Source organism: Veillonella sp. (assembly GCF_015058545.1).
Classification (GTDB): domain Bacteria; phylum Bacillota; class Negativicutes; order Veillonellales; family Veillonellaceae; genus Veillonella_A.
The window spans coordinates 39,130-59,867 of record NZ_SVCB01000104.1 but is presented as its reverse complement, the minus strand read 5'-3'; the positions used below and the strand labels follow the sequence as shown (position 1 = coordinate 59,867).

Sequence of the window (20,738 nt, the reverse complement as noted above, 5' to 3'; positions counted from 1 at the left end):
AACATCCTTTCGTTAATTGTTAGCACCTTTATTGTATCGGATTTTATTCAATATATCTTTTTTTGTGCAAAAAAAAGTAGGCGCCAAGAGGACACGCAACTAGCGTTTCTCTTTAGCGCCCCAAAATAAATTATAGAACCTTTTTTATTGCTCAAAATAATGTATACATTGAAATTTAGAAAATAAAGAAGGTAAATGAATATAATATGAAGAATTGTTTATATAATGCAGTTATTAAATTAGCGTTTTAAGGGAGATATTTATTGTGAATTAAAATATATTAACATAAGTTTAGGAGGTGTAAATACAAAGTTAAAGCTGTTTAATTATTTCACTGTTAGGGGTTAAAGGGGAAAGCTATGAATAGGATTTATAAGGTAATTTGGAGTAAAGTAAGTAATCAGTATGTTGTTGTATCTGAATTAGCTCGTAAATGTAATAAAAACTTGGGGAATTCACTCCGTACAGCATATAAGGCTGGCGTCTTGTTAGCCGTATTAACATTGACAGTGGGGATAAATGTAGATGCTGCTATTAACGGAAGCTGGACGACAGGTGTTGATACTAATGGTAATTTTACAGCTCATATGGACACTGAAAATACTTTGGGCGGTGGTGCTAAAAACAATACTGTAGTCGGTGATGATAATAAAGTTCATACCAGTAATAACGATATTATCGGGGATAAAAATGAATTAGGTATAGATACCGGAAGTAACTATGTTATCGGTGATGGAAATACCATTTCTTTATTACAATCTTCATGGATAATCGGTAATGCGAATAAATTATATACTGGTGAAGATTACGGTTATTGGGACTATAGTAACACTCTAATTTTAGGAAGTAGAAATACTTCAGCTCAAGAAATCAATAGTACAATTCTTATAGGTAATGATAATAAAGTAAATTCTTATATGGCAGACTCCGTAGCGATTGGTAACGATATGGAATTTGGCTTCAATACAAATGAGTCAGTTATTATTGGGTATAAGGCGAAAAATGGGCCTTCCTTAGAAGAGGCGGAACAAATTCAGACAACGCCAGGTAGTAACTATTCAGTCGTTATCGGTTCTGAGGCTAGTAATAAGTCACCTGCTAGTATTGTAATTGGTGCGTGGTCTAAAATGGGCAATGATAGTGATGGCTCAGGAAGAGGCATCGTTATTGGAAATGGAATTGCAATTGGAGATAAATCTGAGGAGTCTATCGCCATAGGTTCAGGCAAAACTAAAATTAATGATGAAGCTGATGAAGGCATTGCAATAGGCAAAGATGTAACGATTGGAACTGAATCGGATCACGTTATTGCTATTGGGGGCGTAAAAGCGAGTGTTGGTAACGACTCCTCACATAGTATGGCTATAGGTTCTTTTTCAACGGTTACGGATAAAGTATCGTATGGCTCAGCGATTGGTTATGGCGCATCAGTTAAGAGTTGGTATGCTATTGCTTTAGGTGATGACGCATCAATCGAAGGGAAATCTAATAACTCCGTTGCTATTGGACATGAGGCGAAAATTGAGTATTCTGCACAGAAGACAGTTGCTATTGGCAGTGAGTCTCATATTGGAACTGAGTCTGATGATAGTATTGCTATAGGTGTTAAGTCTAATATAGGTACAGGCTCTGATGAGAGTATCACTATTGGGGCCAATGCTACGCTTAATGATGAGTCCGATGGTTCGATAGCATTGGGTGCAAATTCAAATATTAAGGGCTTTAATAATATAGCGATAGGCTATACAGCACAAGTCACAGATGATACTGAAGATGTTGAACAAGCAATTTCTTTAGGATATAAAGCTAATGTTAATGGTACATATAGTACCGCAATAGGTAGTGAAGCTTCTATCATAGATAATGCTAAAGAGGCATTGGCTATCGGTTACAAAGCAAAGGCAAATGGTTCTTATGGTATTGCCTTAGGCGGGGAATCTATAGTCACCGGTGGAGCTCAATATGCGACGGCCATAGGTCATAGCGCTCAATCCGGCAGTGAAGGAGCAACTGTTATAGGTGCAAAATCAACTATTGGCAATGAGTCCAATTATTCTTTTATCGGTGGCTATGATTCTTCGATACCGGATAATGTGTTTGGCGCGACTGTTGTTGGTTCTAAGGCTAGTGCCAAGTATGACTACACAACGGCTATCGGTGCTGGGAGTAAAGTAGAAGCAGATACGGATTATAGTGTAGCTTTGGGTAGTTTTAGTGAAGTAAAAAAAGGGAATTTGTTTACTCGCAAAAAGTTGAAAAACTTTAAAGCGAAACTTGGCGATTTTTATAATGCAAAATGGAATATTTCAGCCGCAGATGGTTATAATGGAGTGGTTTCAGTCGGTACCCCGGGAGATAAACGACGTATTATTAACGTGGCCAAGGGGCGAATTAGTGAAAAATCGTCAGATGCTATTAATGGCAGTCAGATTTATTACTTAGCTAATGATTTAATGAATCAAATTACCGCTGCCGGCGGTAGTGTTGCACCGGGAACGAATATTGCGTCTGTAGTTGAAGGCACTGATAAAGACGGCAAGAAACAATATACTGTTAATGCTAAAGGTGCCAGTGTAAGCGTTGATGAAAATTTCGTTTTAACATCGAAAGAAGATGCCTCAACAAATATAACGGATTACAACATTAAGTTAAACGACATTGTTACAATCGGGACCGCTACAGAAGGCAACCATCCGATTAAAATTGATGGCAAAGAAGGTTATATTACCGGCTTAACTAATACGACACTTACGGTTGAAGATTTTGCGACTGTTGGTCGTGCAGCTACAGAAGAACAGCTTAAAGCTGCTATGGGGGATATGAAAGCGGATCAAAAACTTCGAGACCAACATCTAGTTGCAAATCCGGCTGGTGGTAACTATAAAGCTGATGCCGAAGGTAAAGTAACCTTAAAAGTTCAAAGTATTGACGATAATGGCAAGACGATATATAACGATGTAGTTGTGGAAGATGTGGCCTCTAAGACACATTTAGACAATCTGCAAAAACAGGTTGGGGATGGTAAGTACATCAATAACGAGACCGGCCAGGGAAATGTTGTCAACAACAATATGAATGTGACCCAAGCTATTGGCGAATTAGATAAGGCTATTGATACAGTTAAAGGAGAAGCTAGTAAGCATATTGATATCAATAAGGGCAATGGTATTCATCTCGAAAAAATTGACGAAACTGAAACTGAGGGAGCTATTCATGTTATATCCCTTGAAAATGACATTACTTTGGCAGAAAATGATAGTGATCACAGTGTCCGTATTAATGGTATAGATGGTACCGTTACAGTTACAGATAAAGTATCAGCAGGCGTAACTTCAATTAGTAGTGATGGTGTAACAGTAGGTGAGAATACTTATATCACGACAGAAGGGCTTAATGCGAATGACCAGTTAATTACCAATGTGAAAGCAGGGGTAAGTGATACAGATGCTGTCAATGTAAGTCAATTAAAAGAGCTTGAACAAAATGTGACGAACAACAGCAATGCTATCGTTAACCTCGGCGGCAAAGTAAACGAATTAGACAACCGCATCGACAAAGTAGGTGCCGGTGCCGCCGCGTTGGCAGCCCTTCACCCACTAGACTTTGATCCGGATGACAAATGGGACGTTACCGCCGGTTACGGTCACTATCGTGGTGAAAACTCCGTAGCCTTGGGTGCTTTCTATCGTCCTAACGAAGACACCATGTTTAGCGTAGGCGGTACCATAGGTAACGGCAACAGTATGATAAATGCCGGGATTTCCCTTAAAGTCGGTCAAGGCAACAATGTGTCTACCTCTAAGGTAGCCATGGCCAAAGAAATTAAAGACTTACGTCAAGAATTGGAAGCTTTGAAATCAGCCATGCTCGACTCCCAAGCAGGTCGTAAGATTGATACATCCAAACTGCAACTCTTCCCGGATGTACCGCAGAATCATTGGGCCTATGAATACGTTGCCGTACTCGCCGGTAACGGCATGATTAAGGGCAATGCGGATGGTAACTTTGCCGGCGATCGTCCGTTGACCCGCTATGAATTTGCTCAAATGTTATACGATGCCATGCTTAACGGTGCTACTTTGTCGGATAAGATTCTTACCGAATTTGCTCCGGAATTGGAACGCTTCACAGTAGATGTCGTTCATACGGACAAAGATGGTAATCCGACGGTAGAACGTGTTCGTGTAAAAAAATAATCAAATCGTGAAAAATTTAATAATTTTGCCGAACAACCGGTAAATAGCTAAAAAAAAAGCCTGCATCTGGGGTGATGTACACCTCGGATGTAGGCTGTTTTGCATTTTCATTGACAATAGTTCATCTGAGAATTACAAAAACTCGATTTTTACATAAACTTTACAAATGAAAAGTGTAATGTTGTTAACCACGATTGCCAATTCGTGTTATACTAAGAGTAAAGGCTTTGTAAATTATCAAGATAGTGTAAAATGTATTTGTGTGGAGGAGTCGAACATGTCCTTACAAGAAGTCTCAGAACGACCTTTGGTACTCGGCGTTTTGACCGTATCGGATACCCGTACACCGGAAACCGATAAGGGCGGCGACACGGTTGTTCAACTAATCGAGGAAGGAGGCCATATTGTAAAAGTCAGGACGATTGTACCTGATGATTTTACAAGAATTTCCGAAGTATTGCAACGTTGGATTGCAATCGAAAGTCTGGATGCTGTTATTTTAACAGGCGGTACAGGCATAGCCAAGCGTGATGTATCGATTGAAGCAGTGGAGTCACTGTGCACTAAAATAATCCCGGGATTTGGCGAATTATTCAGATATTTAAGCTTCACCGAAGATATCGGCACGAGAGCCATTGCGTCGCGAGCAACGGCCGGTGTAAGTTCCGATGTATTGCTTATTTCATTGCCCGGATCGGTCGGCGCCGTTACACTCGGCATGACCAAATTAGTATTGCCTGAAATTCGTCACTTAGTTTTTGAAATCAATAAATAGCAAGTACCACAATCATAAGTTATGGAGGATATTATGGCTTTTCATTTAAAAGGCAAGGAAGAAAAATTTTTCAACATTTTAAATAATCATGTTTCACTATGCCATGACGCATCCGTTGTTATGGAGCAGGCATTTAAAAATGAATTACCTAAAGAAGAAGCACTCCGCGTAATCGATCAGAAAGAAAAAGAAGCCGATCAATTGGTGAACCAAACGATTGAACAGTTGCGTTCCACCTTTATTACCCCAATGGATCGTGAAGATATTCAACAACTCATTGAACAGTTGGATATTACCTTGGATAGCATGAAAGACATTATGGATAAAATGTGCATGTATAACGTAGGTCAACCTACCAAAGGTGCTATCCGTTTAATTGAAATTGTGCAGAAATGTTTAAAACATATTACAAAATCCATTTCTTATATGAATAGCCTTAAGAAGAATCATGTTCGTGTAGAAGGCCGCGTGCTTGAAGTACTTCGTTTGGAAGAAGAAGCTGACGCCGTATATCATGAAGAAATGGCCATTTTATTCCGCGATTGTAAAGATCCGATTGAAATCATCAAATGGAAGGAAATCCTCAGCTCCATGGAAGAAGTCATTGACGGTTGCGAGGATTTGGTCGGTACATTCCGCCGGGTTGTGTTGAAGTATGCTTGATCATTGGTTTGTATGGCTGGTGGTACTTTTAGCATTGGCTTTTGACTATATTAACGGGTTCCATGATACGGCCAACGCCATTGCGACATCCGTATCGACGCGAGCCATTTCACCTAAAAAAGCGGTTATGATGACGGCGGTCCTCAATTTCGTGGGGGCTCTCGTAAGTACCGGTGTAGCTAAGACCATCGGCGGTGATTTAGTTATGTCCGCCAATTTAATTAATGCGGAAGTTATCAGTGCGGCCCTCTTGGGCGCTATTATTTGGAACTTGGTTACATGGTGGTACGGAATTCCGAGTTCTTCGTCACACGCCCTTATCGGCGGTGTTATCGGGGCGGTTATGGTAGCTGTGGGTCATGAAGCCCTTAATTTTAACGGCATCGGTAAAATTTTCTTATCACTCGTGTTATCGCCGATTATTGCCATGATTTTAGGTTATATTATCATGCACATCTTGTTGTTCCTGTTCGGTAGTTTTTCGCCGATTGCTTTGAATGACAGATTCCGCAATATGCAGTTATTATCCGCCACCTTAATGGCGTTTTCCCACGGTTCTAATGATGCGCAGAAGGCGATGGGGATTATTACCTTAACCTTACTTAGCGGCGGTTATATCGATACTTTGGATGTACCAACTTGGGTAAAAGTAGCCTGTGCGTCCGCTATGGCCTTAGGTACGGCAGCCGGCGGTTGGCGTATTATCAGCACCATGGGTACTAAGATTTTTAAATTGGAAAGCATCAACGGCTTTGCCGCCGATTTGAACTCCGCCATTACGATTTTTACCGCTACTTTCTTACACTTACCGGTATCGACCACGCACGTTGTGAGCGGCTCGATTATGGGGGTAGGGACGGCTAAACGTGTTAAGGCCGTAAACTGGGGTGTAGCGCGCTCCATGGTATTAGCTTGGTTTGTGACCATTCCGTTAAGTGCCATTATGTCAGGCATAGCCTATTTAGCAATCGATATGATTCGCGAAATTTTATAAAAATTCGCTGAATATCTTGTAAAATTGAATAGATATGTTATTGCAATTACACACTGTATTGTCTATAATGTAAGTAATAGAAAAAATGCTCGAGATTTGAGCATTTTTTTGTGAACTCAATGTATACTAAGATTGTATTGTTCAATCTTACAAAAGGGAAAGCGAATTATTGGGATAATGATTCGAATTAGGATTTAGGGGGTCACAATGAAACTTAACCAAGCAACAGATTATGCATTCCGTATGGTTTTGCATATGTCGCTCCTGCCGAATGGGACGAAAATTACCGGCGGGGAGCTCGCCAAAGCGCAGAAAATTCCGGATCGATTCCTTCTCAAAATAATGAGAAATTTAATATCAGGCAATATTATGCAATCGTTCCGTGGTGTAGATGGCGGTTTTGCCTTAGCACGTAAACCTAAAGAAATCACTTTATTAGATGTTATAGAAGCTGTAGAAGGGGCAACCTATTTGCAGCGGTGTTTGTATGATAGTGAAACTTGTTCCCGTGGTTGTCACGGTAATTGTTCGGTACAAGAGCAATTTTGTCAAATTCAAAGCCATTTAGTTAAGGAACTACAAGCTGTGGATTTTGAAACCTTGGCGAAACGTGAACGAGAAATACATTTACAGAGAGTTTGTCCATCGAAGGCGCAAGCGCGCGATTTATAAGTGAGGAGGTTTTACGTATGATGGAAGCATTACTGTTAGCTCGATGGCAATTTGCCTTGACATCGATCTATCACTGGCTGTTCGTTCCGGTAACTCTCGGGATGACAGTTGTCGTTGCAATTTTGGAAGTTACCTATGTATCGACAAACAATGAAGTTTACAAAAAAATGGCAAAGTTCTGGGGGAAATTATTTTTAATCAATTTTGCCATGGGTGTTGTAACCGGTATCGTACAGGAGTTCCACTTCGGTATGAACTGGGCTGAATATTCCCGTTTCATGGGCGATATCTTCGGCGCACCTCTTGCTTTGGAAGCTTTAACAGCTTTCTTCCTTGAGTCCACTTTTATGGGTGCTTGGATTTTCGGCTGGGACAAATTGTCCGCTAAAGCTCATGCGGTTGTAGCCGTATTGGTAGCTATCGGTACCAACTTATCCGCTTTCTGGATTTTGGTTGCCAGCTCCTTTATGCAGCATCCGGTTGGTTATGTGATTCGTAATGGCCGTGCAGAAATGCAGGACTTCGGCGTTATTTTGAGCAACGGTTATGTACCGGGTCAATTCAGCCATATTTTCTTTGCCGGTCTCATGACTGCAGGCGTTATCATCGCATCTATCAGTGCTTGGCACATTCTCCGCAATAATGCGGTAGATTTCTACAAACGCTCTATTAAATGGGGCTTAGTTTTCACCATTATCGGTGGTGTTTTAGTTGCCGGTGCCGGTCACTTACATGGCCAGTATGTAACTAAAGTACAACCTATGAAAATTGCATCCGTTGAAGGTCTTTGGGACACAACTAAAGGTGCATCTTTCAGTTTAGTTGCTTCGATTGATGAAAAAAATCAGGTAACTAACAGTGCTATCGAAATTCCGGGTTTACTCAGCTTCATCGCTACTGATGACTTCAACGGCGAAATGAAAGGTATGAAAGACCTTCAGAATGCTGATGTACAGAAATATGGTCCTGGGGACTATATCCCACATGTAACTTCCATGTACTGGACATTCCGTGCTATGATTTTCTCCGGCTCTTTAGTATTGTTGGTAGCTATCATTGCCTTCGCAATGAACCGTGCCGGCAAATTGGAACAATCCCGCGGTATGTTACAACTCGTATTCTGGATGTTACCATTCCCTTACATTGCTAATGCAACCGGCTGGTATGTTGCTGAAATGGGTCGTCAACCATGGATCGTTTACGGCTTACAGAAAACAGCTGACGGTGTATCCAGCACTGTAACGGCTGCTGAAGTTTGGACTACTATTATTGGTTTCTCCGCTGTTTATATCTTGGCAGCGATTGCAGCTCTTTACTTAGCTGTTAAACACATTAAAAAAGGTCCTGAAGGCAATCCGTCTCATGATATCGAAGGAGAGGAGGCAGCATTATGGAAGTAATTTTACAGAACTTAGACGTAGTGTGGTTCATCCTCGTTTGCGTATTATTCGCCGGGTTCTTCACACTTGAAGGCTTTGACTATGGTGTAGGCATTTTGCTTCCATTCTTAGGTAAAACTGATGTGGAACGTCGTCAAATGATCAATACGGTTGGTCCTGTATGGGACGGCAACCAGGTATGGATGATTACGGCCGGCGGTGCAACATTTGCATCTTTCCCACATGTTTACGCTACTTTATTCAGTGGTTTTTACTTGGCTTTGTTCTTGATGTTGGCTGCATTAATTGCGCGCGGCGTGGCATTCGAATTCCGTAGTAAAGATAAATCTATTGCATGGCGTAAAACTTTCGATTATTGCATTTTCTTCGGTTCTTTAATTCCGGCTCTTCTTTGGGGCGTTACCGTTGGTAACTTGATTCAAGGTACTCCAATCGATGCTCAGATGAACTTCGTAGGCGGCTTCTTCGATTTGCTTAGCCCTTACACAATCCTTTGCGGTTTGGCATTCATCTTGGTATTCGTTTATCATGGTGCTTTGTACACGGCGATTAAAACAACCGGTCCTATCGCTGAACGTGCACGTGCTACCGCTTTGGTAGAAGGCGTGATTACTGCTGTAGGCGCGCTCGTATTAGTAGGTGCTACTTACTACTACACCGATTTATTCAACAGCATGATTGCAACAGTTGCGTTTGCTCTTTGCATCGTATTCTTCTTGATTTCCTGGGGCTTCACCCGCGTACGTCGTCCGGGCGTTGGCTTCACATTCAGCTGCTTGAGCATTATTTCGGTAACAGCTGCTTATTTCTCAGGTTTGTTCCCACGTATCATGGTTTCCAGCTTGAACCCTGCTTGGAGCTTAACAATTAAAAACGCATCTTCTTCCGAATATACGTTGACATTGATGACGATTGTAGCCCTTATCTTCGTGCCAATCGTATTGCTCTACCAAGCTTGGACTTACTGGACATTCCGTCATCGTGTAAGCCCTGACGATTTACACTATTAATTAAATACTGACTCATTAGAGCCTTCGATTGGATTATAATGAGATTTTGAAAAGCGTGCCGCAAGGTGCGCTTTTCTTTTTGTATGGCGGTGCTTTTCCTTTAATATTCAGCCATATCATTTTATATATTTATTCGTATTCGATATACTAAAAGACGGAATAAATTGTATTATGAGATTACAGATGTCCCCGGAGTGTGGTAAGATAAAGATAGCAGTTGAAAAATACTCGTAATTAAGACATTAGGGAGGCGTGGTTCACATGAGTACATATAAGAGTGTTGCATTTGCCAACGATAATCGTGAAAAATTTATAGCTATGCGTCGTGATTTGCATCAATATCCGGAACCGGGTTGGTTGGAATATCGGACGGCGGCTATGGCAGCCGATCGTTTGACCGAATTAGGTTACGATTTAAAAGTCGGCAAAGAGGTTGTTAAGGCCGAATCACGTATGGGGGTTCCGGACGAAGCCGTTATGAAAGCGGCTATGGACCGAGCGCTTCAAGAAGGGGCTAATCCAAAGTGGGTAGAAGCCATGGGATATGGTTTTACCGGCATGGTAGCGACCTTGCATTTTGATGACGAAGGACCTACGGTAGCTTTTCGTGCCGACATCGACTCCAATGATGTTATGGAATCCACGGCTGACGATCATTTACCGGTTAAAGAAGGGTTTGTGTCGCTCCATGAAAAAGCCATGCATGCTTGTGGTCATGATGCCCATTTAACAATGGCTTTAGGCCTGGCCGAATATATAGCAACTCATAAAGAGGGCCTCCACGGTACCTTTAAATTGATTTTACAGCCTGCTGAAGAAGGGGTTCGTGGTGCGAAATCCATGGTTGATGCCGGTGTTGTTGATGATGTAGATATCTTCTTCGGTATGCATATCGGGATTAATAAGAATATTGCCGGTTGCCTTGCTTGTTTAAATAACGGCTTCTTAGCTACGACTAAATTAGATGTAACATTTAAAGGCTATTCGTCTCATGCCGGTGGTTCGCCGGAGCTTGGCAAAAACTCCTTATTGGCAGCTTGTACGGCGGCTTTAAACTTACAAGCTATTTCTCGTCACTCCAAAGGAAATTCCTGTATTAACGTAGGTGTATTGGAATCAGGCACAGGCCGTAACGTTATTCCGGACCGAGCCTATTTACAGATAGAAACGCGCGGTGCTACCGGTGAAGTTAATGATTATATCTGCAAACGAGCCTATGAAGTGTTAAACGGTGCGGCCGCTATGTATGAAAATGAAGTGGACATCAAAGAAATGGGCAGTGCGCCGGCCTGCATTAACTCGGAAGATTTGGCTAAAGAAGTACAGGTAATTGCCAAAGATTTAGGTATCTTTAAAGATGTACCGTTAGCCAATGAAGGGGGCGGCAGTGAAGACTGCGCTTACTTCTTGGAACGGGTAATCGGCCACGGTGGACGCGGTACTTATATGATTTTAGGTTCCGATATTGCGGCACCGCATCATAATCCTAAGTTTAATATTGACGAAAAGGATATGATTAACGGTATCGCTTTTACAGGCGCTTTAATTGAATCTTATTTACAAGGTAAAAAATAAGAATTACATTAAGACGGTTTTCAAAATCAATGTAAGGTGATAGAAAGCCGGTTGGCGATTCATTCGTATATAAAAACAGAGCCTCAAGCAATCGGTTTAACCGGTTACTTGGGGCTCTGTTGTACAATTACAGCCTATATTTATTTTTTAAGCAGTTGCTACTTTAAATTTTTGGTGTTGAATATACCAAACACGCCAAGTGAAGAGGGTAGCGGCAATAGCGGTACTGCCTAAAAGACCGATCCAAATTGCGTACGGGCCGTAGTTGAGTACAAAGGTAAAGAAGGCTGCAATGGGAATACTGGTGCCACAGAAGCTGGTGAGCGCGATAATGGAGATGATGCGCACATCTTTATAACCACGCAAAATACCTTGAATCGGAGTTCCTAATGCATCGATAACCGTGAAGAATACGGCATAACTGAGGAAACTGCCGATTAAATCAACCATGTTTGGGTCGTTCGTGTAATAACCGGCAATCGTCGGTAAGTTTGTAAAGGTGTACAGACAAATGCTGAGTGCCAAGACGACAGCCATACCGCGCGCAATGTAGGAATAGGTTTTGGCCATATGGAAATCCTTGGCGCCTACGGCATAACCTACCGTAATGGTGGCAGCAATACCAATACTGAGCGGCACGCCGTAGAATAGGGATGTAAAGCTGATAGCAGCCTGATGGGCGGCTATAATTTTCGTACCATAAGCTGTGGCAGCGATACCGGCGAGACTGAAAATACTGCTTTCCGCAAAAATAGCCAGCCCGATAGGAATACCCAAACGCAATTGCTCACGAATATAAAAGAAGTCAAACCGGAAGCGTTCACGGAATAAGCGATAGCCTTTGAATGTTTTGCCAACCAGTAATACGGCAACAAAGGCTAAGAAGTTAAACCAGTACGCAACGATAGTGGCGATACCGGCCCCGAGGGCACCGAGGGCGGGAAAACCGAAATAGCCGAGAATCAGGGCGTAATCGAGAAAGATGTGAATAACTAAACCACACATGATGATGTACATGGTATAGCGTGTATAGCCGTGACAATCGACAGTATTTCGTAATACGCAGGTTAAAATGAGCGGTAGAAGCCCCCAGGCGATGATTTTTAAGTATTGCCAACAGATTTCGTAGGCAGCGGGCTCCAGATTTAAACTCAGAAGCAGCGGATCCAGAAGAGTGGCGCCCAAGATAATCAAAAGTAAGAAGAAGCAGACACTTAAAATTAAACCATGATAGATAATGGTAGGAATACTTTCTTTGCGATTAGCCCCCAACAGTTGGGCAATAATCGGGGAAATCCCTAAATGAATACCCAATATGCCGTAATAACAGGCTGTCCAGAGATTAAAGCCTACCGACATGCCCGCTAAATCGACGGTGCTATATTGGCCGGTTAAAACAACCGATATGAAGGAGCCGCCGGTGATGGCAAATTGCGTCAGAATAATGGGGATAGTCAAGGCGACGAAGTGTTTTATTTTACTGAATAAAGTTGTGTAAAGTAATTGTTCCATGCTATGATACCTCAAAAAAAAGCACCAAAGTATCTATCTTCAAAGACCTACGATAGATGCATTGATGCCGCTTACCCGCATCCGGTGACATCGGGTAAGATAATAACTGCTAAATTAAATTATAATTGAACTATACATTTAACTCTAACATAGAACAGATAAAAAGTCTAGAGTCACAGCAGGGGGACAAAAATCTTGTAGGTATGTCCGGCAAAGCGCTGACAGTTAGTATAGAGGATGTATAAAAGCCTCACCCTGTGACGGATGAGGCTTTTAAGCTGTCATAATTGACAATCATGCATTATTGTTTAGCTGCTTCTTGAATAATCTGCAATGCTAAGCGTGCGGAATTATATAAATCTTCTTCTTTAATGCATTCTTCCTTGGTATGTACATTAGTCATGCCCACGCCGAGTACGGCTGTCGGTACACCATAGGCATTGAAGAAGCTGGCATCACTGCCACCGCCGGATTCAACTACATTAACGGTGAAGCCCAATTCTTCGGCCGCTTTGGAAGCGAGGCGAATTGTTTCGGAATCTACCGGCACATCGAACGGATCGTAAGCCGGTAATACTTTTACTTTAATGGACGTATTGGTGTCTTTAGCGCCCTGTTCGAAAATAGCTACTACTTCGTCGGTTAATTTAGCTAATTTTGCTTTATTACGGCTGCGGGTTTCCATAAAGATAACCGCTTCTTCCGCTACGATATTGGTAGCACGACCGCCACTGATGGTACCAATGTTGCAAGTCGTTTCTTCGTCGATACGGCCTTGCGGTAATTTTGTTAAAATATGACCGGCAGCTACGATGGCGTTAATGCCTTTTTCCGGCGCATTGCCGGCATGAGCAGCTTTACCGGTGATTGTGGCACGTACTTTATTCTGGCCCGGTGCTTTATGTACGATACGGCCCGGTGCACCGGAGGTATCAAAAGTATAGCCTAATTTAGCTTTTAGTAAGGACGAATCCATATTCTTAGAGCCGTTTACGCCGCCTTCTTCCGCAATAGTAAAGACAACCTGCATATCGCCATGAGGGAGATTGTCTTCTTTAACAACACGCAAGGCTTCCAAGATAGCCACTACACCGGCTTTGTCGTCACCACCGAGGATTGTAGTGCCGTCCGAAGTAATGAGGCCGTCTTTAATTTGTGGCTTAATATTGGCGCAAGGTTCTACGCAGTCCATGTGAGCGGTGAGCATAATCATAGGGGCGGAAGGAACATTTCCTTTAAGAGTTGCCACTAAGTTACCTGCATTGCCACCCAATTTTTCACCGGCATTATCTTCTTCAACGGTAAAACCGAAAGCTTCTAAACGCTTGGTCAGTAAATCGGCGATTTCACGTTCTTTAAGGGTGGAGCAAGGAATTTGAATCAATTCTAAGAATTCATCAAGGATACGCTTTTCTTGGATCATGAGAACCTCCTAAACATAATGTGAGAGAATAAAATAAAGAAACTGTATAATGTGAGAGTTTGCAGTTATAAATAATTAATAGTACCGGTTAATATAGTAATGAATAGGGGATGCAAATTTCAACTTAGAATAAAATAAGGAATGTAATAACGCCAACCAACATTGGCACGATATTACGTTTGGCAAGTTCCATAGGACCTACATTGGCGAGGGACGCACAAATAATGGCTGCACCCGCTACCGGTGAAGTAGAACGACCGATAGCCCCTGAAATCTGTGCCAAGGAGCCAAGGTCGACCATGTTCATGCCGAAGCTGGCTGCATGCGGTGTGATGGCACCGTTGAAGGCAAGCGCTGCCGCATCGCCGGAACCGCTTAAGATAGCGATAATGAACGGACCGAAGCTGCCGGCAATTTTAGCGATGGATTGAGAATCCTTCATATACGTTAATAACGCATCGGTAAGGCCCATGGCCTGCATGCCTTTGGTGAAAACCGCAGCGGCGATGATAAGACCGATGATGCTGCCGTAGGCATCGCCCATGCCTTTGAAGAAGTCTTTCGTTACTTCTTGCGGATTGGCGCGGGCAATAATGAGAGCTACTACGCAGCCGATAATCATAGCGGCCGGTACGCTTACTTTAGCAATCCCCATATCTTTGAGCGCAGCAATGTTTAAGTTGGTTACAACTAAAATAACGAGCGGCACAATCGGTGCCATAGCTTTAAGACCGTTAACTTTGAATTTACCTACGATAGAAGCGGTACCTTGTTCTGCTAACGCTTCCTGGCGAGCCTTGCTTGGGCCTTCCTTGCGAAATGCCGCTACTAAGGTAAGTGATACGGCTACTACTAAGGATGCGATGATAGCCGGTAAGGCAGTTTCAAGGACAACAAACATAACGTCTACATTGGCCATCTTGGAAATGAAGGCCACATGCGTGTTGCCGGGGCTGATGGCACTGCCCCAAGTGCCGGCTAAGATAGTGGCACCGGCCATGGCCGGATGTACGCCGGCCGCAATTAAAGCGGGAATCAAGATACTGCCGATAGCCGCAGCGGCACCGGCTGCACTGGTAACGGCGATGTTGAGCCACCAGGTTACGAGCATGGCAAGCGGAATGATAATGGCATGGCTTTTAGAAATAAGGCCTGATAATGCATGCACTAAATGTTGGTCACATTCCGTATGCTTCATAACGAAAGCAAAGCCCATTACGGTACAAATAGTTGGGACTAAGGAACCGTGAATCATGGTTTTGACAAACGAATCCATGAATTGGCCCATTACGCCGCCGATGAAACACATAAGTGCGCCGGCTACCAGTAGAACGGTGCGAGTTTCATACTTTCTAATGATGGCGGCAAATGCGATGATTACGATAATACCACCTGTCAGTTGCATCATAGGTAACACCTCCGTAAGAAATACCCCCTACTATATAACATGGTATAATACTACTATAGGCTAAATTAGAAAAAAATGCCACATTTAAATGATAAAATATAATTTTGATTATGTTAATTTTGCATATGTTATGAGTGTTTTCAATTGCGTATATGATTTGAGCATTTGCAATTATGTATAAAATATGCTGTTTTACGGTGGAGGTAGAAGTATGACAACCGTCAGGGAATGTGTGTGGGCTAAACGCAGCTTGGAAGAGCAAGTATATCATGATACCGAGTGGGGCGTGCCAACTCATGAGGATTCCGTTTTGTTTGAGTTTTTAGTATTGGAAACTATGCAGGCCGGACTCAGTTGGACGATGGTACTAAAACGACGTGAGGCCATGCGAGAAGCATTTGATGGTTTCGATATAAATAAAGTGGCGGCCTATACGCCGGACAAAGAGGCTCAATTATTGGAGAATCCGAATATTATTCGTAATCGACTTAAGATTGCTTCACTTCGTAAAAACGCCTTGGCATTTAAGAAAATTCAGGCCGAGTTCGGCTCCTTTGATGCGTATATCTGGGCGTTTACGAACGGTGAAAGTTTAGTTGGTCACCGGCAAACAGAAGCGGATGTGCCGGCTATGATACCGTTGGCGGAACAAATCAGTAAGGACTTGAAGAAACGCGGTTTTACCTTTGTCGGTCCTACGATTGTATATTCTTTTTTACAGGCTATCGGCATGATAAACGACCATATTGTGAGTTGCCCTTGTTATGAACGTTTAACTAAGTAGGAGGAACCATGCAATTTTATAACTTTTTATACCAACATGGACATATAGCCTTCAGCCAATATATTTACCGGATTGGCACGTATCATTATAATTGGCATCCGGAGATTGAAGTGCTCTTAGTACTGCAGGGCGCGGTCGAGGTATGTCATGACAATGAGTACACCAATTTGGGCCCCGATGATTTTATTATATTGCCGCCGCAGTGTGGCCATGCTACGTTGGCTTTGGAGCCGGATACGATAGCCATGGTGTTACATTTACATCCGCAAATGTTGGCACAATATGACAAGGTATTTAGGCAATCCAGTTTCTTTTTGGCCACCGATGAAACAACGCGATACGATTCCGGGTATGACAAGCTGCGGTCACAACTTAGTGAATTGATGCGGCAGTTGGCCAAATATAAAGCGGGTGAGGTTAAGACCATTAATGTGGTAGATGAACCGGATATTGCGATAGAAACGGAATTTTTAGGTATTCTCCATTGTTTAATCGATTTGTTAAAACCTGTTTCCTATATGCCTCAGGGAAATCCGGTGGCCTTGCAACAGGCGGCTACCTTTGAAAAAATGATTACCTATATTGATCAACACTATAAAGAACCGTTAACTTTGGGAGAGATAGCCGATATTGGCGGCTATACCGAAAGTTATGCTTCACAATTTTTTAAACGGCAGTTGGGCATTTCATTTAAGGCCTATGTACTGCGCATGCGCCTAAGAGAGGCGGCGGTACAGTTAGTTAATACGAAACAGCAAATCGTCGATATTGCCAATGAATGCGGCTTTTCTGATGTAAAAGCCTTTAATACAGCCTTTCGCAAACATTTTCACACGACGCCGACGGAATATCGGCAGGTTGCCGGCAAGGTAGAGCGGCATACGATGATGGATAATTGGAAGGAATATATTGCTGTCGATGATGCGGGGATCAATGAGCGGTTAGAGGCTTATAGAAAAGATACGTCTGAAAATGAGGCAACCGCAGCTGATAAGGGCGCGAATCCTGGGTGTGAGCCAAGTAGCGCTGATGCTGAATTGGTGGTCGCTCGTGAACAATTACGTCTCGCTTTGGCAACTCTGGATGATGTTCTGGACAAATAAAATAAGGCTATCTACAAAAAATAGAAGTGGGTATTATTTTATATTTTTGAATTTAGAAATTGATGAATAAAAATTAAATTTTAGTGTATTTGACCGGCTTTTAGACATAAAAGTCCGGTCGTTTTTTTATATCAAATGCCTTGCAGACATATATCAAAGTGTTAAAAAAATCATAGTTGATAATAATTTTCATAGCGTAATTTGGATAGCTGAATTATGGTATATGCGTATAATGAAAGTATCGAATGCATTCACAGTATCACCAATTCGTTGTAATGTACGAGAGGAGTCAAATATGGATGGTGTTATTGTAACCCTAGTTCTTTTAGTTTTTGCCATTATTATGTTCGTTTGGGAGAAAATCCCGTTATCCATAACCGCTATGACGGTAGCCGTTTGCTTGACCTTGACCGGTGTGCTCACACCGAAAGAAGCATTCTTAGGCTTTGTGGATTCCAATGTATTACTCTTTATGGCTATGTTCATTGTAGGGGCCGCCTTTTTCGATACCGGCGTGGCTCATGCGGTGGGCGGTTTAATCAATCGTTTTGCCAAAACGGAACGTCAGTTAATTATCGCCGTAATGTGTATTACCGGCCTTATGTCGACGTTCTTGTCCAATACGGGTACAACCGCCGTATTGATTCCGCTGGCCATGGGTCTTGTGCAGCGCACCGGCATTAAAGCAACGAAACTGTTAATGCCTTTAGCTATTGCCGCTTCAGCCGGTGGTAATGTGAGCCTCATCGGTTCACCGGGCAACATGATTGCTCAATCTGGTTTGGCACAGCAGAATTTGGCCTTCGCTTTCTTCGACTATGCCTTGGTAGGTTTGCCGGTATTGCTCGTAGGTATTGCGTACTTCGCTTTAATCGGTCATAAATTATTGCCGGAAGAGCCGACCCATACGCCGGCTACCGAATATACGACCGACGCCGATTACAGTAAAGTGGCCATGTGGCGCAAAGTATTTGCTGCCGGTACCTTGGTTGCGACCGTGCTGGGGATGATTTTTGAATCACAATTGGGCATCAAGCTTCATGTCATTGCCTGGATTGGCGCCTTATTCCTCGTAGCGACGCGCACGATTTCTGAAAAAGTATCCGTTAACGCTATTGATATGAAAACGATTTTACTCTTCGTAGGTTCCTTGGCTTTGGCGCAGGCTCTTGTGAAAACCGGCGCCGGTGCTATGATTGCGGATACGATTATTCAGAGCCTCGGTGATGATCCTTCACCGTTTATGTTATTGGCTGTGGTATTCTGTATCGCTGCTATTTTGACACAGTTCATGTCCAACACAGCGACGACTGCTTTATTGGTGCCAATCAGCTTGGCCTTGGCTCAGCAGGTTGGGGCCGACCCGAAAGCGGTGCTCATGGCGACCGTTATCGGCGGTTCTGTAGCCTTTGCTACACCAATCGGTTGTCCGCCGAATACGATGGTATATAACGTAGCAGGCTATAGTTTTATGGACTATGTAAAAGTAGGTGGTCCTTACCTCATCTTAGCAATGATCACTTCACTCATTTTATTACCGATTTTCTTCCCGTTTTACCCTTGATTTTAAGAGGCAAAACATTTCTGATAAAAATTTTTCTAAGTTTTTCTATATGTACAGATTGTAATTTGGGATCGGTACATCCCATAAGTTAAAGGAGGATATGTATGGATAAGGAAAAAATGAGTCAACGAATGACTCAAATTCTTGCGGATTTTGTAGGCTATTTCTCTAAAGTATTGCCGGATGATGTTGATGCTAAATTAAAAGAATTGGCAGCGGATGAAAAGAATCCGTTAGCTAAAACGATTTATGACACAATGCACAAAAATATGGAATTGGCTAAAGAATTGAGCCGTCCATCCTGTCAGGATACAGGCGTATTGCAGTACTGGGTAAAATGCGGTGCCAACTTTCCGTTAATCGGTGAATTGGAAACTATTTTGCGCGATGCCACCTATCAGGCTACACAGGAAACGCCATTGCGTCATAACTGTGTAGAAACATTTGACGAATTTAACACGAAGAAAAACATCGGCTTAACGGCTCCTTACATTCTTTGGGATATCATTCCTGATCGTGATGATGTAGAAATTTACCCTTACATGGCCGGCGGCGGCTGTTCCTTGCCGGGCAGCGGTAAAACTTTAATGCCGGGCGAAGGTTACGAAGGGGTTGCCAAATTCGTACTCGATTTGATGACTTCTTACGGCTTAAACGCATGTCCTCCGTTATTGGTTGGCGTAGGTATTGCAACCTCCATCGATACGGCTGCTTTATATTCCAAAAAAGCGATCATGCGTCCGGTAGGTTCTCATAATCCTAACAAAAACGCAGCGTATATGGAACAATTGTTGGAAGACGGCATCAATGCCCTTCATTTAGGACCGCAAGGTATGGGCGGCGACAAATCCGTTATGGGTGTTAATATCGAAAACGGTACTCGTCATCCTTCCGTATTGAGTGTGGCTGTTAACGTAGGTTGCTGGAATCATCGTCGTGGTCACTTAGTATTTACTAAAGATGGTCAATGTACAGTTTTATCGCATAGTGGGGTGAAATACTAATGGAAAAGAAAATCTTAACAACACCGATTTCTGCAGAAGATTTAGAAGGCATTAAAGCCGGTGATATCGTATATTTAACAGGTCACATTACAACTTGCCGTGACGTTGCTCATCGCCGTTTGATTGAATACGGTCGTGAACTACCGGTTGACGTTCGCAACGGTGCTATTTTGCACGCCGGTCCGATTGTAAAAACTATCGACGAAGCTAACGGTAAATACGAAATGATTTCCGTAGGTCCTACAACCAGTATGCGTATGGAAAAATTCGAATACGACTTCGTAAAACATACCGGTGTGCGTCTCATCGTCGGTAAAGGCGGTATGGGCCCGGGCACTCAAAAAGCTTGTCAGGAATTCAAAGCCTTACATTTAGTATTCCCGGCCGGTAATGCTGTATTGGCTGCTACGGAAGTAGAAGAAATCGAACAGGCCAACTGGAAAGAATTAGGCATGCCGGAAACATTGTGGACTTGCCGTGTTAAAGAATTCGGCCCATTGATCGTATCCATCGACACCTATGGTAATAACTGGTTCGAACAGAAAAAAGTGGAATACAACGAAACGAAAGAAAAAGTGCTTGCTGAAATTAACAAACACGTAAGCTTCATTAAATAAGCATTCGTTTACACTTAATTAGTTATTAACCCAGTCAT

At 42.7% G+C, this 20,738-nt stretch carries 16 protein-coding genes; 13 read left to right on the top strand and 3 right to left on the bottom strand.

Annotation, left to right across the window (positions count from 1 at the left end; translation table 11 throughout):
* Positions 1 to 359: 359 nt before the first annotated feature.
* The 8 genes from E7204_RS07140 to E7204_RS07105 all read left to right on the top strand — a co-directional run bounded on the left by E7204_RS07140 (position 360) and on the right by E7204_RS07105 (position 11,285).
* Positions 360 to 4,196 carry an ESPR-type extended signal peptide-containing protein gene (locus E7204_RS07140; RefSeq protein WP_295183087.1) on the top strand — a complete coding sequence of 1,279 codons (3,837 nt, stop codon included), beginning with the start codon at positions 360 to 362 and terminating at the stop codon, positions 4,194 to 4,196.
* A gap of 277 nt (positions 4,197 to 4,473) precedes the next feature.
* The gene (locus tag E7204_RS07135; protein WP_021841742.1) at positions 4,474 to 4,971 is read left to right on the top strand and encodes a MogA/MoaB family molybdenum cofactor biosynthesis protein; all 498 of its coding nucleotides are present in this window, start codon (positions 4,474 to 4,476) and stop codon (positions 4,969 to 4,971) included.
* A gap of 33 nt (positions 4,972 to 5,004) precedes the next feature.
* The gene (locus tag E7204_RS07130; RefSeq protein WP_021841741.1) at positions 5,005 to 5,634 is read left to right on the top strand and encodes a DUF47 family protein; all 630 of its coding nucleotides are present in this window, start codon (positions 5,005 to 5,007) and stop codon (positions 5,632 to 5,634) included.
* Entirely contained in the window at positions 5,627 to 6,628 is a 1,002-nt protein-coding gene (locus E7204_RS07125) for an inorganic phosphate transporter (protein ID WP_021841740.1), read from the top strand. The genes E7204_RS07130 and E7204_RS07125 overlap by 8 nt, the downstream gene beginning before the upstream one ends.
* 207 nt (positions 6,629 to 6,835) lie before the next feature.
* Complete coding sequence (locus E7204_RS07120) at positions 6,836 to 7,300, top strand: Rrf2 family transcriptional regulator (RefSeq protein ID WP_021841739.1); 465 nt, start codon at positions 6,836 to 6,838, stop codon at positions 7,298 to 7,300.
* Between the two features lie 17 nt (positions 7,301 to 7,317).
* A complete protein-coding gene (locus tag E7204_RS07115; RefSeq protein WP_295183083.1) occupies positions 7,318 to 8,700 on the top strand; it encodes a cytochrome ubiquinol oxidase subunit I in 1,383 nt (460 codons plus the stop codon).
* Positions 8,691 to 9,710: a cytochrome d ubiquinol oxidase subunit II gene (cydB, locus tag E7204_RS07110; RefSeq protein WP_295183081.1), complete on the top strand. Its 1,020-nt coding sequence runs from the start codon at positions 8,691 to 8,693 to the stop codon at positions 9,708 to 9,710. Before E7204_RS07115 ends, cydB begins: the two co-directional genes overlap by 10 nt.
* Before the next feature lie 261 nt (positions 9,711 to 9,971).
* Positions 9,972 to 11,285: an amidohydrolase gene (locus tag E7204_RS07105; protein ID WP_295183079.1), complete on the top strand. Its 1,314-nt coding sequence runs from the start codon at positions 9,972 to 9,974 to the stop codon at positions 11,283 to 11,285.
* Positions 11,286 to 11,432: 147 nt separating this feature from the next.
* Here E7204_RS07105 and E7204_RS07100 read toward each other — a convergent pair whose 3' ends face one another.
* From E7204_RS07100 to dcuC, 3 genes are all read right to left on the bottom strand, one after another.
* A complete protein-coding gene (locus tag E7204_RS07100; RefSeq protein WP_295183077.1) occupies positions 11,433 to 12,797 on the bottom strand; it encodes an MATE family efflux transporter in 1,365 nt (454 codons plus the stop codon).
* 301 nt (positions 12,798 to 13,098) lie between these two features.
* Positions 13,099 to 14,220, bottom strand: coding sequence for a M20/M25/M40 family metallo-hydrolase (locus tag E7204_RS07095; RefSeq protein ID WP_295183075.1), 1,122 nt, complete (start codon positions 14,218 to 14,220; stop codon positions 13,099 to 13,101).
* 124 nt (positions 14,221 to 14,344) lie between these two features.
* Positions 14,345 to 15,628, bottom strand: coding sequence for a C4-dicarboxylate transporter DcuC (dcuC, locus tag E7204_RS07090; RefSeq protein WP_295183073.1), 1,284 nt, complete (start codon positions 15,626 to 15,628; stop codon positions 14,345 to 14,347).
* A gap of 211 nt (positions 15,629 to 15,839) precedes the next feature.
* Between dcuC and E7204_RS07085 the strand changes: the two genes are divergently transcribed.
* The 5 genes from E7204_RS07085 (at position 15,840) to ttdB (ending at position 20,700) form a co-directional block, all read left to right on the top strand.
* A complete protein-coding gene (locus tag E7204_RS07085) occupies positions 15,840 to 16,412 on the top strand; it encodes a DNA-3-methyladenine glycosylase I (protein WP_295183072.1) in 573 nt (190 codons plus the stop codon).
* Positions 16,413 to 16,420: 8 nt separating this feature from the next.
* The gene (locus E7204_RS07080; protein ID WP_295183070.1) at positions 16,421 to 17,515 is read left to right on the top strand and encodes an AraC family transcriptional regulator; all 1,095 of its coding nucleotides are present in this window, start codon (positions 16,421 to 16,423) and stop codon (positions 17,513 to 17,515) included.
* 295 nt (positions 17,516 to 17,810) lie between these two features.
* Positions 17,811 to 19,079, top strand: a complete 1,269-nt coding sequence (locus E7204_RS07075) for an SLC13 family permease (RefSeq protein WP_295183068.1) — start codon at positions 17,811 to 17,813, stop codon at positions 19,077 to 19,079.
* Between the two features lie 104 nt (positions 19,080 to 19,183).
* The gene (ttdA, locus tag E7204_RS07070) at positions 19,184 to 20,083 is read left to right on the top strand and encodes a L(+)-tartrate dehydratase subunit alpha (RefSeq protein WP_127059178.1); all 900 of its coding nucleotides are present in this window, start codon (positions 19,184 to 19,186) and stop codon (positions 20,081 to 20,083) included.
* On the top strand, positions 20,083 to 20,700 hold the full coding sequence (gene ttdB, locus E7204_RS07065; protein ID WP_021841728.1) for a L(+)-tartrate dehydratase subunit beta: 618 nt from the start codon (positions 20,083 to 20,085) through the stop codon (positions 20,698 to 20,700). The genes ttdA and ttdB overlap by 1 nt, the downstream gene beginning before the upstream one ends.
* Positions 20,701 to 20,738: the final 38 nt, after the last annotated feature.

What these genes read in the sequence shown, in the direction of transcription:
- ttdB (WP_021841728.1), top strand. Translation starts at nt 20,083, where the DNA reads ATGGAAAAGAAAATCTTAACAACACCGATTTCTGCAGAAGATTTAGAA.
- E7204_RS07100 (WP_295183077.1), bottom strand. Translation starts at nt 12,797, where the DNA reads ATGGAACAATTACTTTACACAACTTTATTCAGTAAAATAAAACACTTC.
- E7204_RS07085 (WP_295183072.1), top strand. Translation starts at nt 15,840, where the DNA reads ATGACAACCGTCAGGGAATGTGTGTGGGCTAAACGCAGCTTGGAAGAG.
- E7204_RS07115 (WP_295183083.1), top strand. Translation starts at nt 7,318, where the DNA reads ATGATGGAAGCATTACTGTTAGCTCGATGGCAATTTGCCTTGACATCG.
- ttdA (WP_127059178.1), top strand. Translation starts at nt 19,184, where the DNA reads ATGGATAAGGAAAAAATGAGTCAACGAATGACTCAAATTCTTGCGGAT.
- cydB (WP_295183081.1), top strand. Translation starts at nt 8,691, where the DNA reads ATGGAAGTAATTTTACAGAACTTAGACGTAGTGTGGTTCATCCTCGTT.
- E7204_RS07135 (WP_021841742.1), top strand. Translation starts at nt 4,474, where the DNA reads ATGTCCTTACAAGAAGTCTCAGAACGACCTTTGGTACTCGGCGTTTTG.
- E7204_RS07140 (WP_295183087.1), top strand. Translation starts at nt 360, where the DNA reads ATGAATAGGATTTATAAGGTAATTTGGAGTAAAGTAAGTAATCAGTAT.
- dcuC (WP_295183073.1), bottom strand. Translation starts at nt 15,628, where the DNA reads ATGATGCAACTGACAGGTGGTATTATCGTAATCATCGCATTTGCCGCC.
- E7204_RS07095 (WP_295183075.1), bottom strand. Translation starts at nt 14,220, where the DNA reads ATGATCCAAGAAAAGCGTATCCTTGATGAATTCTTAGAATTGATTCAA.
- E7204_RS07125 (WP_021841740.1), top strand. Translation starts at nt 5,627, where the DNA reads ATGCTTGATCATTGGTTTGTATGGCTGGTGGTACTTTTAGCATTGGCT.
- E7204_RS07080 (WP_295183070.1), top strand. Translation starts at nt 16,421, where the DNA reads ATGCAATTTTATAACTTTTTATACCAACATGGACATATAGCCTTCAGC.
- E7204_RS07120 (WP_021841739.1), top strand. Translation starts at nt 6,836, where the DNA reads ATGAAACTTAACCAAGCAACAGATTATGCATTCCGTATGGTTTTGCAT.
- E7204_RS07105 (WP_295183079.1), top strand. Translation starts at nt 9,972, where the DNA reads ATGAGTACATATAAGAGTGTTGCATTTGCCAACGATAATCGTGAAAAA.
- E7204_RS07130 (WP_021841741.1), top strand. Translation starts at nt 5,005, where the DNA reads ATGGCTTTTCATTTAAAAGGCAAGGAAGAAAAATTTTTCAACATTTTA.
- E7204_RS07075 (WP_295183068.1), top strand. Translation starts at nt 17,811, where the DNA reads ATGGATGGTGTTATTGTAACCCTAGTTCTTTTAGTTTTTGCCATTATT.